Source organism: Paenibacillus urinalis, from assembly GCF_028747985.1.
GTDB classification, from domain to species: domain Bacteria; phylum Bacillota; class Bacilli; order Paenibacillales; family Paenibacillaceae; genus Paenibacillus; species Paenibacillus urinalis.
In genome coordinates this window covers 2,438,013-2,463,180 of the sequence record NZ_CP118108.1, presented here as the reverse complement: position 1 = coordinate 2,463,180, position 25,168 = coordinate 2,438,013, and the positions used below count along the sequence as shown (strand labels likewise).

The 25,168-nt window shown below is 43.9% G+C and carries 22 protein-coding genes; 9 read left to right on the top strand and 13 right to left on the bottom strand.

Annotation, left to right across the window (positions count from 1 at the left end):
* From PUW25_RS11385 to PUW25_RS11360, 6 genes are all read right to left on the bottom strand, one after another.
* A complete protein-coding gene (locus PUW25_RS11385; protein ID WP_047914222.1) occupies positions 1-447 on the bottom strand; it encodes a MarR family winged helix-turn-helix transcriptional regulator in 447 nt (148 codons plus the stop codon).
* Positions 448-649: 202 nt separating this feature from the next.
* On the bottom strand, positions 650-1,519 hold the full coding sequence (locus PUW25_RS11380) for a CheR family methyltransferase (RefSeq protein ID WP_047914223.1): 870 nt from the start codon (positions 1,517-1,519) through the stop codon (positions 650-652).
* Positions 1,520-1,531: 12 nt separating this feature from the next.
* Positions 1,532-5,176, bottom strand: coding sequence for a response regulator (locus PUW25_RS11375; protein WP_274337050.1), 3,645 nt, complete (start codon positions 5,174-5,176; stop codon positions 1,532-1,534).
* Between the two features lie 333 nt (positions 5,177-5,509).
* Positions 5,510-5,911, bottom strand: coding sequence for an NUDIX hydrolase (locus PUW25_RS11370; protein ID WP_274337049.1), 402 nt, complete (start codon positions 5,909-5,911; stop codon positions 5,510-5,512).
* A complete protein-coding gene (locus tag PUW25_RS11365) occupies positions 5,912-6,733 on the bottom strand; it encodes a sugar phosphate isomerase/epimerase family protein (protein WP_047914225.1) in 822 nt (273 codons plus the stop codon).
* Positions 6,734-6,811: 78 nt separating this feature from the next.
* Complete coding sequence (locus PUW25_RS11360; protein WP_047914226.1) at positions 6,812-7,255, bottom strand: CBS domain-containing protein; 444 nt, start codon at positions 7,253-7,255, stop codon at positions 6,812-6,814.
* A gap of 382 nt (positions 7,256-7,637) precedes the next feature.
* On the opposite strand from PUW25_RS11360, the gene PUW25_RS11355 reads away from it, so the two are divergent.
* Positions 7,638-8,159 (top strand): DUF2243 domain-containing protein, encoded by a 522-nt coding sequence (locus tag PUW25_RS11355; protein WP_370510383.1) that lies wholly within the window; start codon positions 7,638-7,640, stop codon positions 8,157-8,159.
* Complete coding sequence (locus tag PUW25_RS11350; RefSeq protein WP_047914227.1) at positions 8,146-8,952, top strand: cytochrome c oxidase assembly protein; 807 nt, start codon at positions 8,146-8,148, stop codon at positions 8,950-8,952. The genes PUW25_RS11355 and PUW25_RS11350 overlap by 14 nt, the downstream gene beginning before the upstream one ends.
* 30 nt (positions 8,953-8,982) lie before the next feature.
* Here PUW25_RS11350 and PUW25_RS11345 read toward each other — a convergent pair whose 3' ends face one another.
* Positions 8,983-10,086, bottom strand: coding sequence for a threonine aldolase family protein (locus tag PUW25_RS11345; RefSeq protein WP_047914228.1), 1,104 nt, complete (start codon positions 10,084-10,086; stop codon positions 8,983-8,985).
* 171 nt (positions 10,087-10,257) lie between these two features.
* On the opposite strand from PUW25_RS11345, the gene PUW25_RS11340 reads away from it, so the two are divergent.
* Positions 10,258-10,356, top strand: a complete 99-nt coding sequence (locus PUW25_RS11340; RefSeq protein WP_238546509.1) for a YjcZ family sporulation protein — start codon at positions 10,258-10,260, stop codon at positions 10,354-10,356.
* A gap of 94 nt (positions 10,357-10,450) precedes the next feature.
* Here the strand turns inward: PUW25_RS11340 and PUW25_RS11335 are convergent, their stop codons facing one another.
* Complete coding sequence (locus PUW25_RS11335) at positions 10,451-10,960, bottom strand: GNAT family N-acetyltransferase (RefSeq protein ID WP_274337048.1); 510 nt, start codon at positions 10,958-10,960, stop codon at positions 10,451-10,453.
* 120 nt (positions 10,961-11,080) lie between these two features.
* Here PUW25_RS11335 and PUW25_RS11330 point away from each other — a divergent pair, with 120 nt between their 5' ends.
* Positions 11,081-11,935 carry a LysR family transcriptional regulator gene (locus tag PUW25_RS11330; protein WP_274337047.1) on the top strand — a complete coding sequence of 285 codons (855 nt, stop codon included), beginning with the start codon at positions 11,081-11,083 and terminating at the stop codon, positions 11,933-11,935.
* Between the two features lie 61 nt (positions 11,936-11,996).
* On the opposite strand, the gene PUW25_RS11325 is transcribed toward PUW25_RS11330, so the two are convergent.
* Positions 11,997-14,213 carry a stalk domain-containing protein gene (locus PUW25_RS11325; RefSeq protein ID WP_274337046.1) on the bottom strand — a complete coding sequence of 739 codons (2,217 nt, stop codon included), beginning with the start codon at positions 14,211-14,213 and terminating at the stop codon, positions 11,997-11,999.
* 239 nt (positions 14,214-14,452) lie between these two features.
* Between PUW25_RS11325 and PUW25_RS11320 the strand changes: the two genes are divergently transcribed.
* Positions 14,453-15,643, top strand: a complete 1,191-nt coding sequence (locus PUW25_RS11320; protein WP_274337045.1) for an FtsW/RodA/SpoVE family cell cycle protein — start codon at positions 14,453-14,455, stop codon at positions 15,641-15,643.
* A gap of 62 nt (positions 15,644-15,705) precedes the next feature.
* Here PUW25_RS11320 and PUW25_RS11315 read toward each other — a convergent pair whose 3' ends face one another.
* The 3 genes from PUW25_RS11315 to PUW25_RS11305 form a co-directional block, all read right to left on the bottom strand.
* A complete protein-coding gene (locus PUW25_RS11315; RefSeq protein WP_047914233.1) occupies positions 15,706-15,897 on the bottom strand; it encodes a hypothetical protein in 192 nt (63 codons plus the stop codon).
* Between the two features lie 208 nt (positions 15,898-16,105).
* Positions 16,106-17,584: an alanine/glycine:cation symporter family protein gene (locus PUW25_RS11310; RefSeq protein WP_274337044.1), complete on the bottom strand. Its 1,479-nt coding sequence runs from the start codon at positions 17,582-17,584 to the stop codon at positions 16,106-16,108.
* Positions 17,585-17,904: 320 nt separating this feature from the next.
* Positions 17,905-19,281, bottom strand: a complete 1,377-nt coding sequence (locus tag PUW25_RS11305) for an MATE family efflux transporter (protein WP_370510384.1) — start codon at positions 19,279-19,281, stop codon at positions 17,905-17,907.
* Between the two features lie 161 nt (positions 19,282-19,442).
* Between PUW25_RS11305 and PUW25_RS11300 the strand changes: the two genes are divergently transcribed.
* On the top strand, positions 19,443-20,321 hold the full coding sequence (locus tag PUW25_RS11300) for an AraC family transcriptional regulator (protein WP_205053205.1): 879 nt from the start codon (positions 19,443-19,445) through the stop codon (positions 20,319-20,321).
* A gap of 64 nt (positions 20,322-20,385) precedes the next feature.
* On the opposite strand, the gene PUW25_RS11295 is transcribed toward PUW25_RS11300, so the two are convergent.
* Positions 20,386-21,258 (bottom strand): hypothetical protein, encoded by an 873-nt coding sequence (locus PUW25_RS11295; protein WP_205053206.1) that lies wholly within the window; start codon positions 21,256-21,258, stop codon positions 20,386-20,388.
* Between the two features lie 161 nt (positions 21,259-21,419).
* Between PUW25_RS11295 and PUW25_RS11290 the strand changes: the two genes are divergently transcribed.
* From PUW25_RS11290 to PUW25_RS11280, 3 genes are read left to right on the top strand one after another with little or no spacing between them, the layout of a single operon-like run.
* Positions 21,420-22,541 (top strand): endospore germination permease, encoded by a 1,122-nt coding sequence (locus tag PUW25_RS11290; protein WP_205053207.1) that lies wholly within the window; start codon positions 21,420-21,422, stop codon positions 22,539-22,541.
* Positions 22,510-23,982, top strand: coding sequence for a spore germination protein (locus tag PUW25_RS11285; protein ID WP_274337043.1), 1,473 nt, complete (start codon positions 22,510-22,512; stop codon positions 23,980-23,982). Before PUW25_RS11290 ends, PUW25_RS11285 begins: the two co-directional genes overlap by 32 nt.
* Positions 23,979-25,124 (top strand): Ger(x)C family spore germination protein, encoded by a 1,146-nt coding sequence (locus tag PUW25_RS11280; RefSeq protein ID WP_047914239.1) that lies wholly within the window; start codon positions 23,979-23,981, stop codon positions 25,122-25,124. The genes PUW25_RS11285 and PUW25_RS11280 overlap by 4 nt, the downstream gene beginning before the upstream one ends.
* Positions 25,125-25,168 lie beyond the last annotated feature (44 nt).

Sequence of the window (25,168 nt, the reverse complement as noted above, 5' to 3'; positions counted from 1 at the left end):
CTAAAAATGTACGGTATGAGCAGCTGCATTATCTTCAATCTGACCCAACACTTTGTTGAAGACAGCCAGCTCATCCTGCGGTATTCCGTCAAGAACCTTGCTGAATACCTGTTCCAGATGTTCATATACCTCATCTCTTAATTTGACGCCTTGATCTGTAATGTATATGAGATAGGATCTCCGATCCTCCTTATTTGTCTTCCGAACAATCAGTCCTTCCCTTTCCAGTATGTCCAATATTTTAGCAAGCGTTGCCGGATCTTTATCTGAGATGGCTGCTAACTCTTTTTGCGTAATACCATCATGCTCGTACACTCTCTTTACTACAGTCCATTGCTCAGGGGTGATCGCATAGCTCCTTAAATACCCAGTAAGAAACCGAAGCACAGCTCGGCTAGTTCTTGTTATCGCATAGCCATACTTTTCTTCATTGCCTATAGCTTTCATCTTTCTGCCTCCATAATTGTTATACAAATTATATGTATACATATCAATTTTATCTCTCTAATTGTACTTTTTCAAGTTTTTCTGAAAATTACTTGTTAGACGAATCAATTTCATCATACCCAGGAATCTTGAAATCAATGTTGCTGCACTAAAAAAAAGAACCCGCAATGTTAGCAGGTTCTTCAGTCCATCAGGTGACTATTCATTGGATCTTTCGATACAGCTTCTCACGCCTGTCAAGCGTTTCATATTTGTGGCTATGACTATTAAACAGCATCGATTCCTTGTCTCCCAGTACAAGAAAACCAAGCAGCGCTAGACTGTCATGCAGGAGATGATATACCCGATTCTGCAGCTCTCGATTGAAGTAAATGAGTACATTTCGGCAGAAAACCACATTAAATTCATTAAATGATTGGTCCGTGACCAGATTATGCCGTGCAAATACAATGTTCTTGAGCAGGGATGAATTAAAAATAACAGAGTCCTTGCGGGCCATGTAATAGTCTGAGAAATCCCTTGTACCGCCTGAACGAATATAATTATAGGTGTTCACTTTCATATTTCTCAAGGGATATATGCCCATCTGAGCCTTTTCAAGTGCATCCTCATTAATATCGGTTGCATAGATCCTGGCTCTGTCGTACAAGCCTTCTTCCTGAAGCAGAATTGCCATTGACAACACCTCTTCGCCGGTTGAGCAGCCTGCATGCCAGATTCGAATATGAGGATATGTCCGTAAATACGGAATAACATTTTTACGAAACGAATAAAACATATCCGGGTCACGGAACATCTCCGTCACGCCAACGACAAAGTAACGAAGCAGCTGCTGCATCCGGTCAGGGTAATGGAGTACTTGAGGGATCAGAGCCGAGATTGACTCTTCACCTATCGACTGCATTCCGTGCCTAATTCTTCTATATATCGAATCATAAGCATAGTTACGAAAGTCATAACCATACATACGATAAATCGCCTGGAGAAGCAGCTCTACTTCTATTTTCTCAAGCTCCTTATCTTGACCTGACAGAGGATCAAGCTGCGAATATTCCCCATAATCTGAAATGATCTTCAGCCTCCTTTACGTATAGAGCCACACCTTCAATAAAGAAAGCAACTTCTCAACATCGATCGGCTTGCTAATATAATCAGATGCACCTGCTTCAATACATAGCTGCCGATCTTCTTTCATCGCTTTTGCCGTCAAAGCAATAATTGGAGTATTCTCAAAGCGACTGTTACCACGTATCGCTCTCATCGTCTGATATCCATCCATTTCCGGCATCATAATGTCCATAAGAATAAGATCAAATTCAGGATCCTCAGCAAGAACTTCCATCGCCTCTCGCCCATTCTCCGCAAAGGTCACATTCAATCCATACGATTCCAATATACTGACAAGTGAAAAAATGTTGCGAATGTCATCTTCAACTAGAAGAATTCGTTTCCCGTCGAAATCAGTCTGATTGCTGTACAGCTTCTTCAGTATATTGCGGCGATCTTCCGGCAGATTTGCTTCGACTCGATGCAGGAACAATGCCGTTTCATCGAATAGACGCTCCTGCGATTTAACGTTTTTAATTATAATGCTCTCCGCATACTTTTTGAGCTCAATTTCTTCCTTCATGGTCAGTTCTTTTCCCGTATATATAATGATCGGCAGCTGCTTCAAATGATCATTCTGCCTTATACGGTCGAGCAGTTCAAATCCAGAAATGCCGGCTAGACCAAGATCCATGACCATACAGTCAAATCGTTCTTTTTCAAGCTCCCGCAGAGCCTCTTCACCCGTAGATACATCGGTAATCAGCACATCGTCATGACCAATCAGTTCTACCATACTATTTCTAAGAACGACATCATCTTCAACAATAAGCAGCCGTTTCAGGTCACGATTAATGAAGGTTTCAATATCTGATAGGGCATCCTCGATCTGAACCTTGTTGACCGGCTTCTTCAGATAGGCGATAGCTCCCATCGTTAGTCCCATCTGTTGTTCATTTGCTGCAGAGACCACTTGCACTGGAATATGACGCAATTCCGGATGCTGCTTCAGCCGCTCAAGTACGGTCCATCCATCAATGATCGGCAGCTGAATATCCAATATGATGGCATCTGGTTTATAAGCATGAGCAAGAGCAAGACCATGATCCCCCTGCAGAGCGACGATTCCTTTGAACTTCCGTGATCGAGCCATGTCCAGTATAATTCCAGCAAAATTCACGTCATCTTCAATAATGAGCAGAACGCGATCACCGGCCTCTATACTTAACCGATCATCCAATACGTCCATTTCGAGAGGATTGATCGAACCCGGAGAATCTGCGTGCGTAATAACGGCAGTAGAATCGTTCAGCTGTTCTACAGCCGATTGAGGTTCCTCGCCTGCGACAGCAGCCTCATTTATCATCTCGGTCTCTGAATTATGCTTGTATTCTGGGATGAATAGTGTAAAGGTGCTGCCTACTCCTTCCTCACTGTCAAACTCGATATGTCCGCCAATTAATCCCGCAAGCTCGCGGCTGATCGTCAGTCCAAGTCCAGTTCCACCATATTTTCGGCTTGTTGTTCCATCGGCCTGCTGGAAAGCATCGAATATAATCTCTTTTTTGTCGAGTGGGATGCCAATGCCGCTGTCAGCAACGGTGAATGCAATCCATTGCTCTACCTCGCCTTCATTGAAAGGACATCTGCGCTCATCTTTGTGGATGCTCAGCGTGACTTGACCTTCACTTGTAAATTTAAAAGCGTTGGACAAGAGATTCTTCAAAATTTGCTGTAATCGGTGTACATCGGTGTAAATGTATTCAGGCAGAGGTGCATCTGCAACAATATTAAACTCAATTCCTTTGTTTAAAGCGATGGGGTGAAAGCTTCCCCGAAGACTGTCATTAATATCCGCTAGCAGCACATCATCCATCTCGACCTTCATTTGCCCTGCTTCAACCTTGGATAGATCCAGGATATCATCGATCAGCCTGAGTAGATCGTTACCCGAGGAATGGATGGTCTCAGCAAATTCAACCTGCTTCGCATTTAGATTCCCGTCTTTATTGTCCATCAGAATCTGAGAAAGGATTAGTAAACTATTGAGCGGTGTTCTCAGCTCATGTGACATATTCGCCAAAAATTCCGATTTATATTTAGATGCGATTAGCAGATCCGATGCCTGCTTCTCCAATACATAATTTTGCTTCTCCATTTGCTCGTTAATTTCTTCGATCCTGCGCAAATGACTTTCCACTTGCTCTGTTCTCACCGACAAATCCAGATTGATCTGCTCAAGATCTTGCTGTTGGCGCTGTAAACGTTCCTCGGATTGACGAAGCGCTTGATTGGATGCCTTCATCTCGTCCTGCTGGGAGATAAGCTCTTCCGATTGTGTTTTCAATTCCTCGGTTTGAGACTGGAGCTCCTCAGACATCGCCTGTGATTCTGCCAGCAATCGCTGGACCTCCATTTGCGCCAGGACATTATTGATGGCGATCCCGATCATGCTTCGAGTCTGCTCCACTAACTGAATATGCTCAGGCGTAAATGTCTTCAACGAAGCAAGCTCAATTACACCCTCGACTTCATTTTCAAATTCAACTGAGAAGATCATAATATGACGAGGCGAAGATTCGCCGAGCCCTGTCGAAATTTTCACATGTCCTTCGGGCACAGATTCAAGAAGAATGATCTGCTGTTGAAGTGCCGCCTGACCCACAAGTCCTTCACCAATGCGGATATATTCGGTTCCCAGACCTTCTCCAGAAGAGGCATAAGAAGCGGTCTTAACCAACTTGTTTTGTTTACGAAGATAAAATACCGCATAGGGCGCATCTAGCAGAGAAGCGAGTTTCATAGTGAATGATTCTGCAAGCTTAGATACTTCGATAACGCCTTGATAGGATACGGCAACCTCACGGACGCTGGTCTGCAGCCAGTCATTCTTCTCATACGTTTCAATAAGTCTGTTGGTGACTTCACCTAATTCCCTAATTTCATCACGCGTGCGAACGGTAATGCGTCTAGATAGCTTCTTGCCTTTATCGGAAGCCATGTCCGAAATGGCGGAGCTGACCTGTTTGATCGTACCCACTATATTTCTCGATATGATATAAGCTACAATAATTGATAATAGGATGACGAGAATGATAACGGTGTACATCACATTCCTGAAATCCTCATTTTGCTGATCCAGATGCAGTAACCGTTCTTCCGTCAATGCTTTCTCTGTCAATCGAAATTCGTTGAACTGAGTTCTCATCTGATCCATCAGCCGTTTGCCAATATCCTGTGTGAAATACACTGCGATGTCTTGTTCTCTATTCTCCTGCTTCAGACCAATAACATACTCACCGGCATTTTCGATCCATTGCTCAATATTGTTCTTAATCTCATCAAGACGCTGGATCTGAGTTGGATTGTTAGATACCAGCTCATACAATTGATTGTAATCGGCTTTCCAATTGGACAATGCATCGTTGTAAGGTACCAGGTAACGATCTTCACCAGCGATAACAAACCCTCTCTGACCCGTTTCCATATCCAGCATATGCTTCTCTATCTGGTACGTCAGATTATGTACTTCGATATCGTGATCCGCAATAAAATCCATCTCCTGCTCCATGGACGTGATTCGGCTGCCAAGGACAAAGATCGCTGCTCCCAAGCAAACGATAATGAGAAAGTAACCTATAATAATCTTGGTACGAATCGTAAGCCTCATTTTCTCAAACATTGATTTCTCCTCCTGAACTTTTTTCCTTATAAGTGAGGCTATTAGCAGTCTATCATCAAAAAAAGAATCCTCAGGTACGACTCGGATTCTTCATCGAAAGCGTTCTCTTCATGCAAAAATATAGTACCATATCACTAAACACGAGTATCCATCGGATTCCCGCCCGGAATGGCGTCTATTGCTTAGTTTACGTGAAGTGAAAACACTTGTCTATACGGATTATTAAAGTAAAAAACACAGTGAAGCTTCTAGAGCTTCACTGTGTTTTGATACAAATTAAAGGCATCAATATATTATTTACAGGTCATCTAATCTATTGAACGTGAATAAAGACTACTTCAACAGATTCTCGCTATGAAGCTGGTCAAAAATGAGCTGTGTTACTGCCGATACTTGCTCCCGATCGACATAGTTCAACCATTTCAGCTCCTCAATCTCGGATTCAGGGCTTAAGACTCCTTCGTAATCAGCCATGTAGCAGGTCATCATCACTTGAATCCCTTCCGATTTGCCATGTGCCGGGGCCTCGAACGTACCGTATAATTGAATCCGCTCCTTAAGTATATCGACTGATAACTCTTCTCTGATTTCACGAATCAACGTTTCTTCATCCGTCTCACCAGATTCCCTTTTGCCACCCGGCAAATAATACGTATCCTTGCCTTTACTGCGAGCACCTAGGATTTGACCATTAAGCAAGTGAATCCATGCGATCTTATCTATTGTTGTTGTCATTTACTTGAACACCTTTCCGAATCCGCTGCGGGAGCGGGCTAATAAGTCATCCCATGTTCCTTCCGGCTGGGCCGGAGACAAAATCTCTTGGGACACAACACCATGATATCCGATTCGTGCTAAGCTGCTCAAGTAGCCGGACAGATCAATGACTCCTTCTCCAGGATAAGCGCGATCGTTATCCAGCAGCTGCTCTACAGGAAGATCATAGGCATCGTTTATGTGCACATGGACGATTTGATTCTCTTTGAGTTGAAGCAGAGCATTCGGAGTCAAGCCTGTTGTATGACAATGATAAAAATCAACCAGCAATCCCACATTGGACAAGCCAATTGCGTCGATCATCTCCAGCGTTTCTTCTGCGGTCCAGATAAAAGGATACTTCCATGCCGTTCTTAAATGATGCGGCCCCACAAATTCAAGACCGAGACGTATGCCATAGACCCCAAGCACTTCAGCACACCATCTTAACCGTGAAATGCTTCTGGCCATAAATGAAGCCGCTTTCTCGTCAGTGGAAGGTAAAATATATGTAGTACAAGCCGTACATCCAAGCTGTTCAGCACGGGCTGCTGATAGGGCAAGCCCCTCTAATCCTTGCTTAAACTGTTCATCCGTACCGCGCCATTCTACGCTCAGTCCTATAGATCCAATAATTATGCCGTGTTCGTTGAGAAGCTGCTGTGCTGTTTCCAATCCTATTTTATCAACAAGCTGCTTGGCGTCCAGATCAACCGCCTCAAAACCATATTCTGCTGCTTTTTGTATGAACAAGACGTCATCAATTGAACCAATCCCTGCTTTTGTCAGTCCTTTTTTCACGTTCACTTCACCCTTTCTAGCTTGGATATGAATACGGTAAAGAGATTTCTTATGTCTATCCTACATCATATTCCAGAACTACAAAAGAGATTGAAAGGAATGGCGAATAACATCGCCTCTGCTGATAATGCCTGCAAGAACGCCATTACGGTGTACGGGCAGCTTCTTGATCTGTTTTTTTCCGAGAATGGATGCAATGATCTCAATATCCTCATTCCAGGATACGGTTATCACTTTTTTCTTACATATGGACATCACATTCAATTTCATAATTTGTTTGACACGATCCTCATATTCCTCGTAATTCAAATTGACGGCGTATGTATATATAAACATATCATCCTTCTTGCCAATATAACGCATAATGTCTCCGTCGCTAATGTAGCCGACAATTTCATTGCGTTCATTGACTACCGGAAGACCACTGATCCGATGATCGATAAATCTCTGAATAACCTGTTCCACATTGTCACTTTCTTTCACTTTGTATACGGGACTAATCATAATGTCATGCGCCTTCATCTTCCGGCCTCCTCATCAAGCATCATTTTTATATCCTAAGCTTCTGAATCGTTATTATTCTTATTCTTTATTTTATACTCTTGTTACAAAAAATGCGTAATGGTTCACACCGAAATCATGAATTTCGGTAAAATATTTTTAAGGCTTCCTTTTTTCTTATACCAATCTGATCCAGATAAGGTGATAGGAAGTAATTTTATGGAAAGTATCTAGATAAATAAGATTACTTCCTATTATGAATTTTTCATATGTTGAAATTATAATAAAAGAAGATAGTACTTTCGTTCGTGCTCGTCATATCTGCTTTTATTGGGGTAAGTTTGCAGATGTTTTTTTCTGGTTAGACTTAATTCATACATACTAGCTTATGGAGGTACTTAACGTGCACAATCAAAGCCGGCCAGAATCGAAAACAACATTGAACCCTGGCTCTGTCGGAGCGCAGGGTCGTCTGTCATCATTAAACCTATGGTCTGGTATTTTATTTGGTCTGGGACTTGTGAGCTTTGTAGATGAAACTATTTTTCATCAGCTGCTTCATTGGCATCATTTCTATGATAAATCGACGACCTCTATCGGACTTATCTCCGACGGTTTGTTTCATGCCTTCAGTTGGTTTGCTACGATCGGAAGTTTATTTATGCTTGCACATCTGCTGAGACTAAACTCTCTGCATAAGAAACGCTGGTGGGGCGGCGTCCTATTGGGTGGTGGTTTGTTTCAACTATACGATGGTACGATTCAACATAAGCTCATGCTGCTCCATCAGATCAGGTATGTGGAGAATGTAATCATCTACGACATCATCTGGAACCTGTTTGCCATATTGTTAGTCATTGGTGGAGTGACATTGATTATTCAAACAAAACATACAGGAGCAGCTTCAACCTATGCCGATTCATAATCACATTCCTTCAGCCCAGCATTCTCTTTCCCTCTATATATTTGCTCTGCCTCTCATTACAGTGATGATCGCGTATATGATTGCAGCTATTGTGTCCAGCCAAAAGCTGCGAACATGGAAGATACACCGGACTCTCTTCTGGCTCCTCGGTATCACATGTGCGATCGCTGCAGTCTTCGGACCTTTAGCTAATGCGGCCCATCACGATTTTCGATATCACATGATCAGTCACTTGCTGATTGGAATGCTCGCTCCCATCCTGCTTGTATTTGCAGCTCCGATGACACTCATCCTGCGTACACTTCCTGTTCGACTAGCCCGGAGGTTCATTTCATTCCTCAACCGACCTGTGATCCGAATGATCAGTCATCCTATTTCAGCGTCACTCATCAACCTCGGAAGTATGTGGCTTCTGTATACGACGAGCATCTATTCACTTATGCATCATCACCTTTGGCTGCACTGGTTCGTCCATGTTCATATGCTGCTAGCCGGATTCCTGTTTACATGCTCCATGATCGATGTGGATCCTGTTCCACATCGGTACAGCTTCAGACTTAGAGCCAGTATCTTGCTGCTCTCGTCGGCAGGACATAATATCCTGTCCAAGTATATTTATGCTCACCCTCCTATAGGTGTAAATCTATCGCAGACTGAAACTGGAGCTATGCTTATGTATTATGGAGGAGATATTATTGATGTCCTCCTCATCACAATACTTTGCTCACAATGGTACAAATCCGTTAATTCGAGGTCCTTCCTATCTAGGAAAAGCAGCACACAGTTATCATAAGATGAGAATCTCATGCATCAAGCTCGTAATCTACCTCTTTACTTTAAACATGTTCTCCTGAAGTAATTGAATCGCCTGATCTAGCCGATCTTGCGGTACATCGCCATAGCGATCTCCAATACTAATCTCTGTCTTGCATTCCTGATTGTGAACTTCTCGCAGGAACGAGATTAAGCCGACTCCTGTTTGTGTATATACATCAATCAGTATGGGCTCAAGCTCCCCAGCAGACATATGAAAATGAAGATGAAACATATTTGTCACGGGGACCTGTGGAACAGTTCTAACTCCTGAACACTGATTGAACAAGCCGGCGAGCTCCTTTGCCCTGTTATAATATTCTGCCATTCGGTCAATCCGTTTATTTAAATAATAATCGCTGCTCAGAATGTAAGGATACAGCCCAATCAAATCTCCTCCGTGACGTCTCTTCCATACCTTGGATACTGTAGTGAATTTTTCAGGTCCTGCTAATATCGCACCAGCTATACCGCCAATTCCTTTATAAAAGGAGACATACACACTGTCAAACAGCGCACATATCTCGGCTGCGGACTTTCCATAGTAAGGTGTTGTTTCGAATAGTCTTGCACCGTCCAGGTGCAGCCGAATCCCCTGTTCTCTGCAATAGGCAGAGATTTCAACAAGCTCCTCAAACTCCGGCAGCTGACCTCCAATCTCACGCTGCGGCAATTCTAGCAGCAAGCATGCCACATCTCCTCCTAACTGCTTCACATCTTGCAATCGAATTAGACGGTGTGCTTCTCCGAGAAGGACAGGCTCCAAGTGGTGCAGCTCCTTGAGACCGTCTTCCTCATGAATCTCCAAATGGCTGAGTGGATGATATGCGACGATTTTGCTGCCTTTCTCATCTGACCATATTCGCATCGCAATCTGCTGCGCCATCGTACCACTCGGAAAAAACACTGCGGATTCTTTCCCTAACATATCCGCCATTTTACGTTCAAAATCTTCAATCACTTTGCCTGTACCATAACGGTCTCCTGCCATTGCCCCATCCACATGCTCAAATGCCTCCTTCAGCATCTGAACATTCCATTTACCATTCCCCAGAATAGGGTATTCACTCTTGTTGTATGCTTCTGCTAATGTGATTTTGTTGTTTTGTTCCATGAGGCTCCTCCTGTAATCGATTTCTTAGATTTTTGTTATCTAAACATATCATAAAGCAGCTAAAGGGATTAAGAAATTGCTTCAACTCTATTAAAAATAGTTAATAGCGCAATCCATATCATAAGGGAATGCATAAGATGCTATTAACTCCAGTAAAGGAGGTGCGGATAAATGAGCAACGAAGGCGGATACAACGGCTTTAGCATCGGAGGTATTCTCGTATTATTCATCTTGCTGGTGATTATCTCTAAATCTTTTAATTGGTATTGATTTTGCGCATGTAATAGAAAAGAGCCTTAGCTAGAATGGTGTTCTAGCTGAGACTCTTTTTTTTACAGTCTGCTTGATCTAGCTGGCAGTCTGGTTATTTTAACAATTTATAATAATAATTTGTTGCATCAAGCTCCCCAGTCTCACTTCTTGCATAGTACGGGATCTGACCAGCAAAGAGATAACCATGGGATTGATACAGAAGATTGGAGGGATCTCCATCTCTCGTATCCAGCACGATTAATGTCCTCTTATCCTCCCTGGCACAGGTTTCAGCGGCGTCTAATAGCTTTCTTCCGTATCCCCGCCGTCTCGCAGATGGATGAATCATGAGCTTCGCAATTTCGGCTCTGTGAAGTCCATTTTTCTTAATACATACATGAAGCTGCACGCTTCCTGCGACTCTTTCATTCTCTATGATGACTAAACAGCGCACATCCTCCTGAATGACCCCATCCCAATAAGCTCTGGACTCCTCCTTCGTCAATGGTGGCAGAAATCCGATGGAAGCCCCGTCGTTGACTACATCTACCAATAAGTCTGTTAACTCTTCGATATTATCTTCTACAGAAGTCAACTGCTTAATCATTGCTTGTCTTTGCATGGATCTAACCTCCCGGTTCATGTTTACAAAATCATAGCCTAATCCTATTAATTTGTATAACGAATAATATGTATTATAATAATTAATATTTTGAATAATTAGAGAGCAGGTCATATTCATATGGATATCTCACAGATTGAAGCTCTGCTTGCTGTATGCAAGATTCGTAATTTTACGAAGGCGGCAGAATTTTTACATATTTCACAATCTGCTGTTACCGCCAGAATCAAAGCACTGGAAGCCACATTAGGAAAAACTCTGCTCGACCGGGATAAACGAAATGTCCGTCTGACACAAGCAGGTATTGCCTTTGTACCTTATGCGGAGAGAATGCTGCGAATTTACGAGGAGAGTAAGGTGACACTCCAAGAAGAAGTGGATCATCATCTCATTGTTAGCGGACCTGGCTCCGTATGGCACTACACTTATTTGCAGAACATGCTTGATTTCAGAAAAAAACACCCCCGTATTGCTGTCAAGTTTCTAAGCTATATTGACTCCAGCTATATGATTCGTGACTTGGTACTGGATGGAATTGTACAACTGGCCATTCGTTACGACCCGCCAGAACACCCGAAATTTACGAAGAAGTTTTTGTTTGAAGAGGAAATTATCCTTGTTTCCTCCAAACCGCGAGACAGCTTCATCACAAGGGATGATTTCTATGAACAAGATTACTATCATATTGAATGGGGTCGTCCTTTTCCCGAATGGTTCAGAGGTATAGTGGGGGATGCCTATATTCCCCCGCTCCAGACAGATCACTCAGCGATTATGCTGACCATGCTGCTGCAGGGAGCTGGATTTGGTTATCTTCCCCGCACTATAGCCGATCCGTATATTCAGACAGGACAGCTGTACGAGCTGCTCTCTGAATTTACGGCTCCACCCTCCAAATTGTATGTCGTATATCTGACAGACAATCAGGATGATCCCAGAATTGAGCTCGGACTAGCGATGCTCGGTATTCAATAACGTCAAACAGCCATCCATCCCAGGTTCTCTAGGATAAATGGCTGTTCGTTATTTAAGAATCCTATTCTCTTTTCTCTGGCAGCGGTGTAAAGAGCAGATTGACAGGCAAATTGCTTCCTGGTGCAGCAGTCATCAGAATTTCTACCTTTTGACTATAGTCACCTGTACGATATAATACTGCCTGCTCGTTAGGCGCGCTCACCTGACCGGCTGAGTATATCGCCGTAATGTTGCCGTTGACCATGGCATAACCGGAATATTTACCTCCGCGCGGATTGAAGGAGATGAGTGTGTTGGCCGCTACGTTATCGAATGTCATTTTGTACAATACGCCAAAGTTACCTGTGTTAGATGCTTCAACACCGAGCATTGGGTCCATACCGGCCAGATTCGGATCGTCCTGATTGTCTCCTAGAGCCAAACGCTGCGCTGTATCTCCAACGTACTCAGAATAACGGATTACTCGAGTCGAATTCGGGTACGTACCTCGGTTATGAACACCATCGCGATCGAGAACAGGCAATTCACCAAGTACCGTAAGCGGATCGAGCTTCTCATCAATCATCACGACATTGTACTCAATTGGATAGTCGCTGTGTATATCAGAGAATAACGAGATAACATCACCTTGCTTCATTCTCGTCTTGCTCAGCTCTGTCATCACCAGCTTGCTCTCTCCTGGTTCGAGTGTCAGCATGGATTGTTTGGAGCCGTTCTGCATGGATTCAAAATAATTGTATACGGATTTCTTACCCGCTGCGGTTGCGATACCTGTTGGACCGGCAAAGCCAAGGTTCTCCGTCGTAATGGTGGCCTTCGTGGCGTTCTTATTCGTTGCCACTACATACATCTTCACGTTCTTGCCGACATTGTTCACATGGTGGATCATAAAGCGGGTGTCGCCCACTGAGGTTTCCTTATATACAATGCCTTCGCTGTTAACGGTTTCGGGACTGTTACTGCGAATGAGTGTGCTCGGCTCATCATAATATGAATAGTTGATCTTTGGCAGAGCAGGCACATTAGACCCGTCAAAAGAGAACTTCTCTCCAGGAGGCAGAAGCAGCTTATTAAAGTCATCTGCAGAATACAGTGTTTCTCCCGTTACAATAATCGTCTTCTCATAAGTAGCTGTTAACCCTTTATTGTCCGTTACCGTGAGGCTGATCGTTTTGGGTCCTGGTGTAAAATGGGCATAAGCTTTATTATTCCAATCATGCTTCACAATCTGACCATCGTCAGTGCTCTGATCCGTAATGGTAATGAATTCGCCCATTCGATATTCATCCTTATCCGTCGTAAACATGGCAACCGGCGGCAGATTAGGCTGAAGTACGGTTATCTTCTGGCTGTATGGATCACTCCAGGTCCCGTTCTCATCTTGTACCGTGTATGTAATGGTGTACTCGCCTGACTGAGCATAAATGTCCTGTCTGCCTTCCCAGCGTTCGTTAACAATCTCAAGTCCTGAAGGGGAAGTCGCTTCCGTTACATATGTGAGCGTCGTTTGGCCAGCAAAAATTTCCTTCTCCTGGATGGTGAACTTGGCAACAGGCTTAACCGACACATCCATAATGATCCGCTTGCCGACATTGTCTACCTTATAAGATATGTTAAGTGCTTGCGTAATTGCAGTCAGCGGGACCATGAAGGTATTCTTCGTTTGGAAGGAGGTGCCTTTCATCGACTTGGAAACGCCATTAACCGTATACTTGCTGCTGTCCGTTTTGAAGCGAAGCTCGTTGGTTCCGCTCGTAATAATGGTTTCCTTGGTTTTCTTATCATAAGTCACTTTATAGCCTACACGGTCCACGAGGGCACGGATCGGAACATACGAAACACCCTTCTTGACTTGCATTGGTTGAGGTGCGTTATATACTTGACCACCTTGCTCCATCTTCGTGCTGTTAAAGTGCAGTATCAGCTCATTAGCGGAAGCCGCAGGTATGGGTTCAGTTGTATCCGTATTATTGTCGATAACTTCTGCTGGCGGTTCAGTCACCTCAGCCGGTTCCGTCCCAGTGGCTGCGTTTGGCAATGGTGCTGACTCGTCCGTACCCGCAGAGTTGTTATTTACAGCTTCTCCTTGAGAGCCTTGCTGATCAGAGATAGAAGCTTCGTTTCCAGTCTCTTGAGATGTCAGGCTCTGCTCAAGAACTTCGCTCACATCCGATTCTTGTGGAGTATTGGTTACGGTAGATTGTGCACTAACCGGGATAGCTGAAGCGATCTGTGACAAGGCCAGGACGGTTAGCATGGATAGTTTCTTCAGTTTCATTCTTTGACTCCTTCTGTTCTATTTTTCTATTCTCCTCTAAAAATCATAGTATTAGACGCTCCGTATCGGAAAAAGTTTCTAATTTTATTCTATATAATTCTAATTTTCGCCATAATATCCTAACCCAGCTAATTTACATAGTAAGTAGAGCTGTTAAGCCTGCACACAGATAATTGGTAAAGATTAGATGCGTGCACTATAATTTAATAGAAGAGACAACAAATAGAGAGGAGTTAACCATGCTATCCCATCTTAAGAAAATGGACTGGACGATCGTTATCATTTTATGCTTTTTTATGGTTGCGAGCATTCTTCTCATTCACAGCGGCATTCAGTCTGATCCGATCATGGCCGGCTCTGACAAGACGATGCTGCTCTATTATATTCTTGGATTTGTCGTACTTTTTGGGACCGCATTTGTTAATTACAAGCTGTTCATTAAATATCATTGGATTCTGTTTACGGCTGGTCTATTACTGCTTCTCTATGTTGCTTTTTTTGGAGATGTCATTAATGGGGCCAAAGGCTGGATCAGCTTAGGTCCTGTTAACGTTCAGCCGGCAGAAGTGTTTAAATTTATATTGATTCTGAGTCTTGCTGCTATCGTAGCAGCCAAGCAGCGTGAGCTCTTCTTCTGGAAAGACGTTGTTCCCATTTCTCTCCTCACCTTCGTTCCCTTCGCGTTCGTAATGGTACAGAATGATATGGGAAACGCGCTCTGCTATGTCGTGATTCTGCTGGGTATTCTATGGATAGGCAATATGAAAAGTATACATACCCTGCTGATTATGTTACTTATCGCGGTACTCGTGTATGGAGGAATCAAATCGTATATCGGTTTTCATGATCAGATTACCAGCTTCTTGACGGATATAGACAAGGAGCACTGGCTGGATCGGTTTGATGCTTGGCTTCTTCCCGATGAAGCGAGCAAGGATGCCACCTACCATACCAATAATGCCAAGCTGGCTATTGCTTCAGGGGGACTATTTGGCAAGGGCTTTCTCGGCGGCGCTTACGTTCAGTCGGGCTTTGTCCCTTATACCTATTCTGATTCGATTATTGTTGTTGCCGCAGAGGAGTTTGGATTTCTTGGTGTATCCGTTATTTTATTTCTGTACTTCATTATCGTCCATAGACTCATTACCATTGCGCTGGAGTGCAAGAGCAGCGAAGGTCCTGTCATTATTGTAGGGATCGTGTCCATGCTGCTCTATCAAATATTTGAGAATATCGGAATGTTTATCGGTTTAATGCCCCTGACAGGAATTACACTTCCTTTTCTCAGCTTCGGTGGATCTTCACTGCTCATTAACATGGCTTGCATGGGAGTCGTACTAAGCATCCGGCTGTATGATGAAGAACCTGAGGAGCTATTTATGAATCCTCACCCTTCTTATCTTATGGAGCAGAAGGAACGCTCATTATAGGCATCAAAAAAAGGAACTCTGCCTGAGAATTCTCAGGCAGAGTTCCTTGCTCAGTCTATATCCTACTCGTCATGGTTATCCATCGTTTTCCGTACTTCTTTAAACGTCCTCGCCGCATAAATTCCTACAAACACAAGACCGATCAGCATGGGGATAAATCCAATGAATTGATCTCTACCTGTTAGCGTCATAACGAGCAGGCCTACGAGTATCAGTCCAATTCCTGTATATTTGTTCCATTTATTATTGCGCATTCTGTCAGCTCCACAGTCAATGTTGTACATTCACTGCAATCATACCATATATTCACGTCAAAGCTCTATTCGTCACGCTGTAATATGCGGGCTTTGGCTGATGGTGCTCATCAAATAGGAAGGACCAGTTCTTACGCCCGAGCACTGGCCACGCCTCTCTATTGAGAAGCGGAGATCCTGTATCATGAAATGATTCTAATCATTAGGATTAGAAATTTAATGTATTATTACTCTTCTTGTCTGCTGGTACCTCTGGAATATACTCCTTCTCCCAAAACTCCGCATTCTTGATCCCCAATTTAACAGGGTCAAAAACAGGGTCCTTACCCTCTTTTTTCTGCGCCTCATAATCTTTAAGTACCTTGAGGGCAGGCTTAGTGAGCAGGAGAATGGCTATAATATTGAGCCAAGCCATACTGCCAACGCCGATATCTCCGAGTCCCCATGCAAGGCTCGCTGTCTTCACACTGCCATAGAATGTAGCAGCTAGGATGACCAGCTTGAGCACAAATTCGGTCCAAATCCTACGGGTCTTCTGATTGATATAAGCAAGATTCGTCTCAGCCATATAATAATAGGCCATGATTGTTGTGAAGGCAAAGAATAACAGAGCAATCGCAATGAACGGAGCACCAAAGCCTGGAAGGAAGGTCTCTACTGCCCTGATCGTGAAATCAGGACCTGGGCTAACATCACCCAAGTTATTAACAATCGGATCCGCACCTTCAGGAGTTACATTGTACATTCCCGTGATCAGAATCATGAAAGCCGTAGCAGAGCATACAAACAATGTATCAATATAGATTGAGAATGCCTGAACCAAGCCCTGCTTCGCAGGATGGGATACTTCAGCAGCGGCAGCCGCATGCGGCGCCGTTCCCTGTCCTGCTTCATTGGAATAAATGCCTCGCTTTACACCCCAGCTGATAGCAGCCCCGATAATTCCGCCAAAGGCTGCATGAGCACCAAATGCACTTGAAAAGATCATGCTCAATACGGCTGGAATTTCAGAGAAATTCATAATTACAATAAGGAATGCCATAATGATGTAGCCTGCGGCCATAAATGGAACTGCGATCTGAGCGACATTCGCAATCCGCTTAACTCCGCCAAAGATAATGACAGCCAGAAGAATGACGAGAATAATTCCTGTGATAACCGGATCTATATTAAATGCCGTCGACATTCCCGATGCAATACTATTTGCCTGAACACCTGGCAGAAGGACACCGGTGGCCAGTACGGTCACGATTGCAAACAGTACCGCATACCATTTCATATTCAAGCCTTTTTCTATGTAATAGGCAGGGCCCCCGCGGAATTGACCGTTCTGCTTCGTTTTGTACACCTGCCCCAGTGCTGCTTCGACAAATGCAGAGCCTGCACCCAGGAAGGCAATCAGCCACATCCAGAATACCGCACCTGGTCCCCCAAACGCGATGGCCGTTGCGACACCTGCGATATTACCTGTACCGACTCTTCCCGCCAAGGCCATGGATAAGGCTTGAAAGGAGGATATCCCCGCCTCAGAGCTTTTACCTTTAAACATCTGCTTAAACATTTCCTTAATCATTCTTACCTGCATAAAACGCGTTGCAAAAGTATAAAAGAGTCCTGTCGCTAAACATAGATAGATTAATGCGTCACTCCATATAATACCGTTTAACCAATTAACAAATGACTCCATTCACAAACCTCCCGGAAATTATACTTTTACATCGAGCTACGTCATATAACTTAACTTAATCCTCCTAACTTTACATAATATCACTTACGTATAAATACAATTTTGTCATTATCTTGAGTTATTATAAACTTAACTCCCCATATGATGTCAATATATATTTCATAGGTGTATTCAAGTATGATAAATACTCTATATAAATTCCCGTTCACAATTTGTAATTTATACAGCTGTATGTCAAAGTTTATGTCAAGTTTGAATGAAAACAAAAAAAGAGCCCTGTCTTATACTAAGACGAACTCTTCATTGAACTAACATTTTCATTATGTTAAAGGTATCGTATCTAGTGAAGGAGGAGTTACTACTTCATTGCTCACTTCTGCCTTCTTCAAATATTTCTTTCCTTTCCATCTATAGTAAGACAGAATTCCTCTTAAATATTCATCAGCGATCATGCAGGAATAAATACCGATCAGGCCCCATCCTAGGTGAACTCCCAGTACGTAAGAGAGCCCTGTAGCTACGATCCACATCGATCCTAGTGAGATATACATGGTAAACCTTGTATCTCCAATCGCATTGAGCGAGCTGCCGAGTGCCATATTAAGCATTTTCCCCGGCTGCAAGATCAGATTCATTCCCAGCAAGGAGGCTCCGATCGCAATGATGGTCTGATCATCGGTGAACAGGCCTAATATATGTCTGCCGAACACAAAGAGGATGAAAGCATTGACTACAACATAAATTGCTCCGATACCTAGTGCTCTGTAGGCACTCCGGTATGCTTCCTTTATTTTCCCTGCACCAAACAGATGTGCAATTTGAATTTGGGCTGCCATCGCAATGGAGGAACCGAGCAGGAAACAGAACGATTCCAATGTGTTCATATAAGTTCTGGCTGCCAGTTCTGCCGATCCCAGCGTCGCGATAAAAGAGTACAGGATAAGCTGTGTAAAGACCCAGCAGGAGGAATTGACCCCGAGCGGCCAGCCGATCTTCATAATCTCGCCGAACAAAGGCTTGTTGAATATCCGGAATTCCTTCCACTGTATCTTATAATCAAATGAACGAAGGAACATGTAGAACAGCAGTAATACAGCCAAAAGCCGGCTTACGACCGTTGAGATCGCTACTCCAGTAAGTCCCCACTGCGGGAAACCGAAGGCCCCGAATATGAATCCATAGTTAAAGAAGACGTGGATAATATTCATGCCGATGGCAACATACATCGGCCCCTTCGTATTTCCTGTATTCCGAATCACCGTGCTCATCGTTGCCATCATCGCGACGAGCACCATCCCCCCGCCTACAATGGAAATATAAGTCCCTGCGAGCGGCAGCAATCCGGTTGGGAGCTGCAGCATTGTAGAAATTTGTTCGGGGAACACATACAGAACAGCGCTGCACAGTATGCCAATCAGCGTGGTCACGCTAAAGGCCATTATACCGATAATACGTGCATCCTGCTTCTTGCTTGAGCCCAGCTTCTGAGCAATCAGAATCCCTGCCCCGCTGGCAATTGTTGTAAACAAGACCGTCATTGCCTGGAACAGCTGATTAGAGAATCCGACAACGGCGACGGCATCGTCAGATATCCTGCTTACCATTAATGTATCGACTGCTCCGAGCAGAAACTGCAGAAACAGTTCAATAAATATGGGCCATGCCAGCACCCATAACGTAAACTTTTTACTATCCATATCTAATATTCCAACCTCCACAACAAAATAAGCGTTTATTAATGAAAGCGATCCAAACGCTTCAACATTTTCAAATTATAGATGGTATACTAAATGGATAATATCATTTTATGAACTCAAACTTATAATATTCAAACCTAAGGAAATGAAAGGGCTTTAATATGACGATTCTTCATTTTTCCGTTCCTCCGCTGCCGGAGTATATCATGAGCGGGATTTGTATCGGACCTATGGCGGGTAAGCATCCAAACCGCAGAAATATTGGAATCTTCGATCTGCTGGTTGTGCTCTCTGGTGAGCTTGAAGTGACAGAGAACGGAACTGCCTATCAGATCAGTGCAGGGAAATATTTAATTCTTAGGCCGGATGCGCACCATTACGGGACGAAAGAATGCTCAGAGGATACAACCTATTACTGGCTGCATTTTCAATCTTCTGGCTCGTGGAGCACGGATTCTTCATCTCTGAAGCTTCCGAGTCATGATTCTTCCGAGCTGCAATTAATGGTCCCGAATTACTTTACGCTGCAGATCCCTCAGTTCGGCACGCTGCCAAGCATAGACACAACAGAGGAATTGCTTCGGACATTAACTGGGCTGGTACAGCACGGTCATCATACTCCATCCTTATGGAAGCAGCAGCTTGTTTTTCAAGAGCTGATGGAGCATTTGGCCGGAGCACTTGAGCCGCCGATTTCCTCACCATCCTCTACGTGCGCCAGTAAAGCCGCTGCATATATACGCAAGTATTATCGAGAGGAATTTAAAGCTCAGACTATGGGAGAGCACATCAATTTTCATCCTGTCTATATCGCACGTTGCATGCAGAAGGAATTTAATTGTTCTCCGGTCGAGTATTTACTGCAGTACCGAATTGAACAGGCAAAGCTGCTGCTATTACAAACAGATCTGTCCATCAGCCGGGTCGCTGAAGAAGTAGGCTTTAATCAGGCTGCGTACTTCACATCCTGTTTCACCAAACAGGAGGGCATATCACCTCGAAAATTTCGGAAGCGTTTATTCATGAGTGATGACTCCTAAATAACGAAACAAAGGTCCGAACCGTTAATCGGTATCGGACCTTTGTTTCCTCATATCAGAACCACTATCGATCTAACTCAATGGTATTTAGTGAAGCATAGGCGTGAGGTTTAAATCCTTCCGTCGGCTCGCCTTGCGGGATCGACACCTCATAAATAAACCAAGTGCCTTCAACATCCTTGACGATATATTCATAAGAATTACCTGTCGCTTCTTCCCTTACTTTTAGAAACAGGCTCGCCTTATCGATGCTGTCACTGTCCTGTTCTTCAACAGTGCCATACTTAGAGAGTCTGGTCATCCCCTCTTCTTTTAATTGTGCAAGCTCCGTATCACCGTTTTCTTGAGTGATCTTCACCTCATAACCCGGATCCACATCCATAGACAACACACCTGTCTCTGGATTAAAGGAGAAGATATCAAACACATATAAAGAATATCCAGCTGCTGCTTTAACCAGCTCTGCTTCTTTTTGCTCCGTCGTACCTTCAAGCTGCAATTCGATCTCTGTTACGGCAGGTCTTCCGTCTTCCGGTGATTCGGAATCTATGCCTTCAGGACCCTCACTTCCTTGTGCAGAGCTTATAATCTCAATGAGAACCAACTGCTTCAGCGAATCCTGGCCTTCAATCGGCCGCTCTTCATACCTAAATTCAAGCACGCTGTTCTCTTCCACCTCCGCAATCGCATCCTGCATCCCCTCACCTAACTGAAAGGCTGTTGGCTCGCCATCGATTACAATCTCAGCCGTGTGCGGATCGGCAAGACCTGTAAGCGTTCCTCTCGCTTCCTTGATTACTGCCTCGGGCTCATTCGGCTCCACAACGCCTTGGTCAACTCCGGGATCAGGGACAGGCTCCCCTTCCGTACTCTGACCACATCCTGCAATCGTACATACAAGCAGTAACATCCATATCATTTGGAATCGGATTTTCATGATCAGCACCTCCTCTAATTTAGGACGCGATTGAATACTCTAAAGTTGCTCATAAATCCACATTGGGCTCTGAACTTTTACCCTTCGGTTTTACTTATTGCATAATAATTCCTTCGTTTGGGACAAATTAATGACATCATTTAGTAAACGAGTGTGATGACATGACAGAGAGCAAAGGCGCTCTAAACATATTACAGCTATTTATGATGCTGGCTTTAATGAATGGTCTGGCTAATCACGTCATTATTAATCCAATGCTGCTGGACACTTCCGGAAGAGACGCATGGATTGCTGTCCTTGCAGCAGGAGCACTCTTCCTGCTGTGGATTCCGCTTATTCGGTGGCTGATGCATCGATCCGGCCAACGAAAATGGATGGACTGGATTGCTGACCAATCTCATCCTATTGTGGCATGGATATTGATGCTGCCTATGCTTGCCATTCTTTATTTAATTGGCGGAACCACCGTTATTCACACGATTAAATGGAATCTGTCCAATTACTTGCCTACCAGCTCTGATTTTTTCTTGGTCCTGATTCTAGTGTTGTTATGTATGGTACTCGTGCTATGGGGAATCCATGTTATCGCCATTACGTCAGGTATACTGCTGCCGCTCGTTAGCGGGCTGGGTATTTTCGTTGCCGTATCCAACACAACATTGAAAGACTATCATTTGCTGCAGCCTATTCTTGAGCATGGTCCCAGGCCTGTCATTGAAGGAATGCTCTATGCTGGCGGAGGATTTGTAGAATTTATCATCATACTCCTTCTCCAACATCACCTAAGTCACAAAGTACGCCTGTGGCAGCTATATATCTATGGAGTGTTCACAATCATGATCACACTTGGTCCCATCATAGGTGCTATTACCGAATTCGGACCTGTTGAAGCATCCAAACAGATGGCTTCCCCATTCGAGCAATGGAGATTGGTGAAGATCGGTCAATATATTGAACATCTTGACTTCTTGTCTATTTTTCAGTGGTTATCTGGTGCCTGCATAAGAGTCAGCCTATCGGTCTTTATCCTGTGCGAAATCATTTCGTTCAAGAAAAAAATAACTCGCAGCGTGTTTATCATCGTGGTCATGACGACCTATGCTGTCGGCGCCCTGTTCCCACTCAATGAGTACTCTTTCTATTTATGGCTGTTTCATCATTATGTGCCGCTTAGCTTGATCCTCTTGTTGTCTTTATCCATCCTATGGGCGCTCATCTCTGTGTTTAACAAACGAAAAAAGGAGCCGGCATATGACAGAACATCAGCTGAAGAGCATCAGTAATCCGGAGTTTCTGAAGAGCAGGTACGAAGGCGCTGCGGACGTATCCGTCCAGGTATGCAGCTTGGGCAAGGATGAACATTCTAACATTATCCTTATCTATGCGATTGGGCTCTGCGATACGGACCGGGTATACAGAAACGTATTGCCGAAGCTTGAAGAATATTATGAACAATTCAATCGTTTTCAGCAATCCGAGGAACGACTCGCGGCTTCTATACCGGTAATTTCCTTAGAAAAAGAACCGAGTCTGGATGAGCTGGACGATATCATTTTTGAAGGAGATCTGCTCCTCATATTTCCACATGAGCAGCTCTTTTTTCAAATTGCTCTAGCGAATACACCCAAACGATCACCAATCGATTCTAACACGGAGATTTCAGTCAAAGGCCCCCGAGACTGCTTTATCGAGGATTTGGTTACCAATGTAGCCTTAATACGCAAAAGAATGCGCACCCAGTCTCTTCGCGTAGAGTCCTATACACTCGGAAGACGCACAAAGACAAAAGTGGCGCTATTATATCTCGAGGATGTGCTGAGTCCCAAAATATTAAAAGAAATACAGACTGGACTTCTCAAAATTGATACCGACGGCATCTATTCACTCAACCAGGTCGAGAGCTTCTTAACCAATTCCAAATACAAAGTGCTCCCCCTAATGGACTATACCGGCAGACCTGATTATTGCGTAAGTTCCCTGCTTGCCGGTCGATTCATTCTTGTTGTGGATGGAAACCCAATGCTATTGGTTGCTCCCGCAGGGATAAGTCTGTTATTAAAGTCGCCTGAGGACATTCACTTTAATTATTCCTATGTCACTTTTGTGCGGCTTCTTCGAGGCCTATGCTTATTTTTGTCTATATTTCTCCCTTCCATATGGGTCGCTCTGATGGCATTTCACCAGGATCAAATTCCGTTTCGTTTGCTGGCAACGGTATCTGTCTCACGTATGGGGATACCCTTCTCAGCACAGATCGAGATGTTCATCCTGCTTCTGCTGCTAGAAATATTCAGAGAAGCCGGAGTCAGGCTCCCCAGTGCAATCGGTGTTACGTTAACATCGATTGGCGGCTTAATCATTGGAGATGCGTCTATTCGTGCCGGCTTGGTCTCTCCTTCCATTGTTGTTATCGGAGCTATTACGGCTATTGCAGGTGTAACGCTCATCAACCAGACGATCAGCACGACATCCAGCTTTTTACGATTTATTTTCTTTGCGTTCTCTTCCTTTCTTGGAATGTATGGTGTTATTTTAGGTATCGTTCTTTTTGTTGCATATATGGCGAATCTCAAATCCTTCGGAGTCAATTATTTAGAACCTCTCTCCCCTCTTCATTTCAAAGAAATGCTTAAATCTGTACTCCGATTTCCATGGAACAATATGAGGACTCGTCCTGATAGTCTCCATCCACAGGATCCAGATCGAGCCGGAGGTACAGAATGAAGAGGAGAAGACTTGTCGGACTTGCTATTGCGATGGCCTTGCTGCTGTGTCAGGGCTGTGATGATTCGAAAGACATTCAGAACATGGCTTATGTCACCGGTGTCGGTATCGATTATGTTGATGGAAAGTATATAGCTTATGTTCAGGTACTTAACTTTGCCAATGTGGCCAAAACAGAAAACATGGAGCTTGGCAAGGAAGTCCCGGTATGGATAGGTATCGGAGAAGGGGAGACAGTTACTGGGGCACTTACAGATATGAATACAACCTCTCAGCTGAGAATGTTTTGGGGCCATTTAAAGGTCGTATTCCTCTCCGAAAATCTGCTAAAAAAAGGGGTCACCGATATCTATAATGGCTTGAACCGTTATAGAGAAATTCGCTACAATCTATTCGTCTATGGAACAAAAGAAAATATGATGGATATGTTGCAGGTTCAATCCCTGTTTAACATGTCTCCCTTGGAATCTATTGCTTACTCAGGTGCGCAGGTCAACACTCAGCGATCATTTATTCTACCCGAAATCGGGAATCGCTTCATTGCAGGACTAAATGAGCCTGGCAATCCAACGCCGCTTCCATCCGTTTCCATATCACGGAAGAAGTGGTCCGAAGATGATACCAAGAAGCCTTTGTTTGAGTTAACGGGAGCTTATTTTTTTGAGAAGGACAAAATGAAAAACTGGATGTCTGCTGAGGATCTTATTGGCATTCAATGGTCTCAGGAGAATCTAGACCGCACCATGATCCGACTGCCCAAAAAAGAAGCTGCTATCGCCGTGCTTATGCTGTATCATCCTCAATTCCATGTGAGGCCTGTAATTCTAGGGGATCGTCCTGTCTTTGATCTTACCGTAAATATAGATGGCGAACTAACCGAGCTCCTGGAAAACAGGCCACTGCAAGAAATTGTTCAAATGGGGAATGCCGCGATCAGAGAAGAAATTCAGTTCACCTTCGAGAAGGGACTGGAAAAAGAATGTGATCCGTTCAAGTTAAGCCAAGCTTTGTATCGAGTAGATCCCAAGTTGTTTTATAAGCTCAAGGAAACTAGGGGATTCTTCTTGAACAAGGAGTCCATACGCAATATTAATGTGAAGTTGAATATGACTGGAACAGGTAAATACAAAGGCCGAATTTAGCTGTACACAACAAACCGTCATTTGCGCTTAGACAAACGACGGTT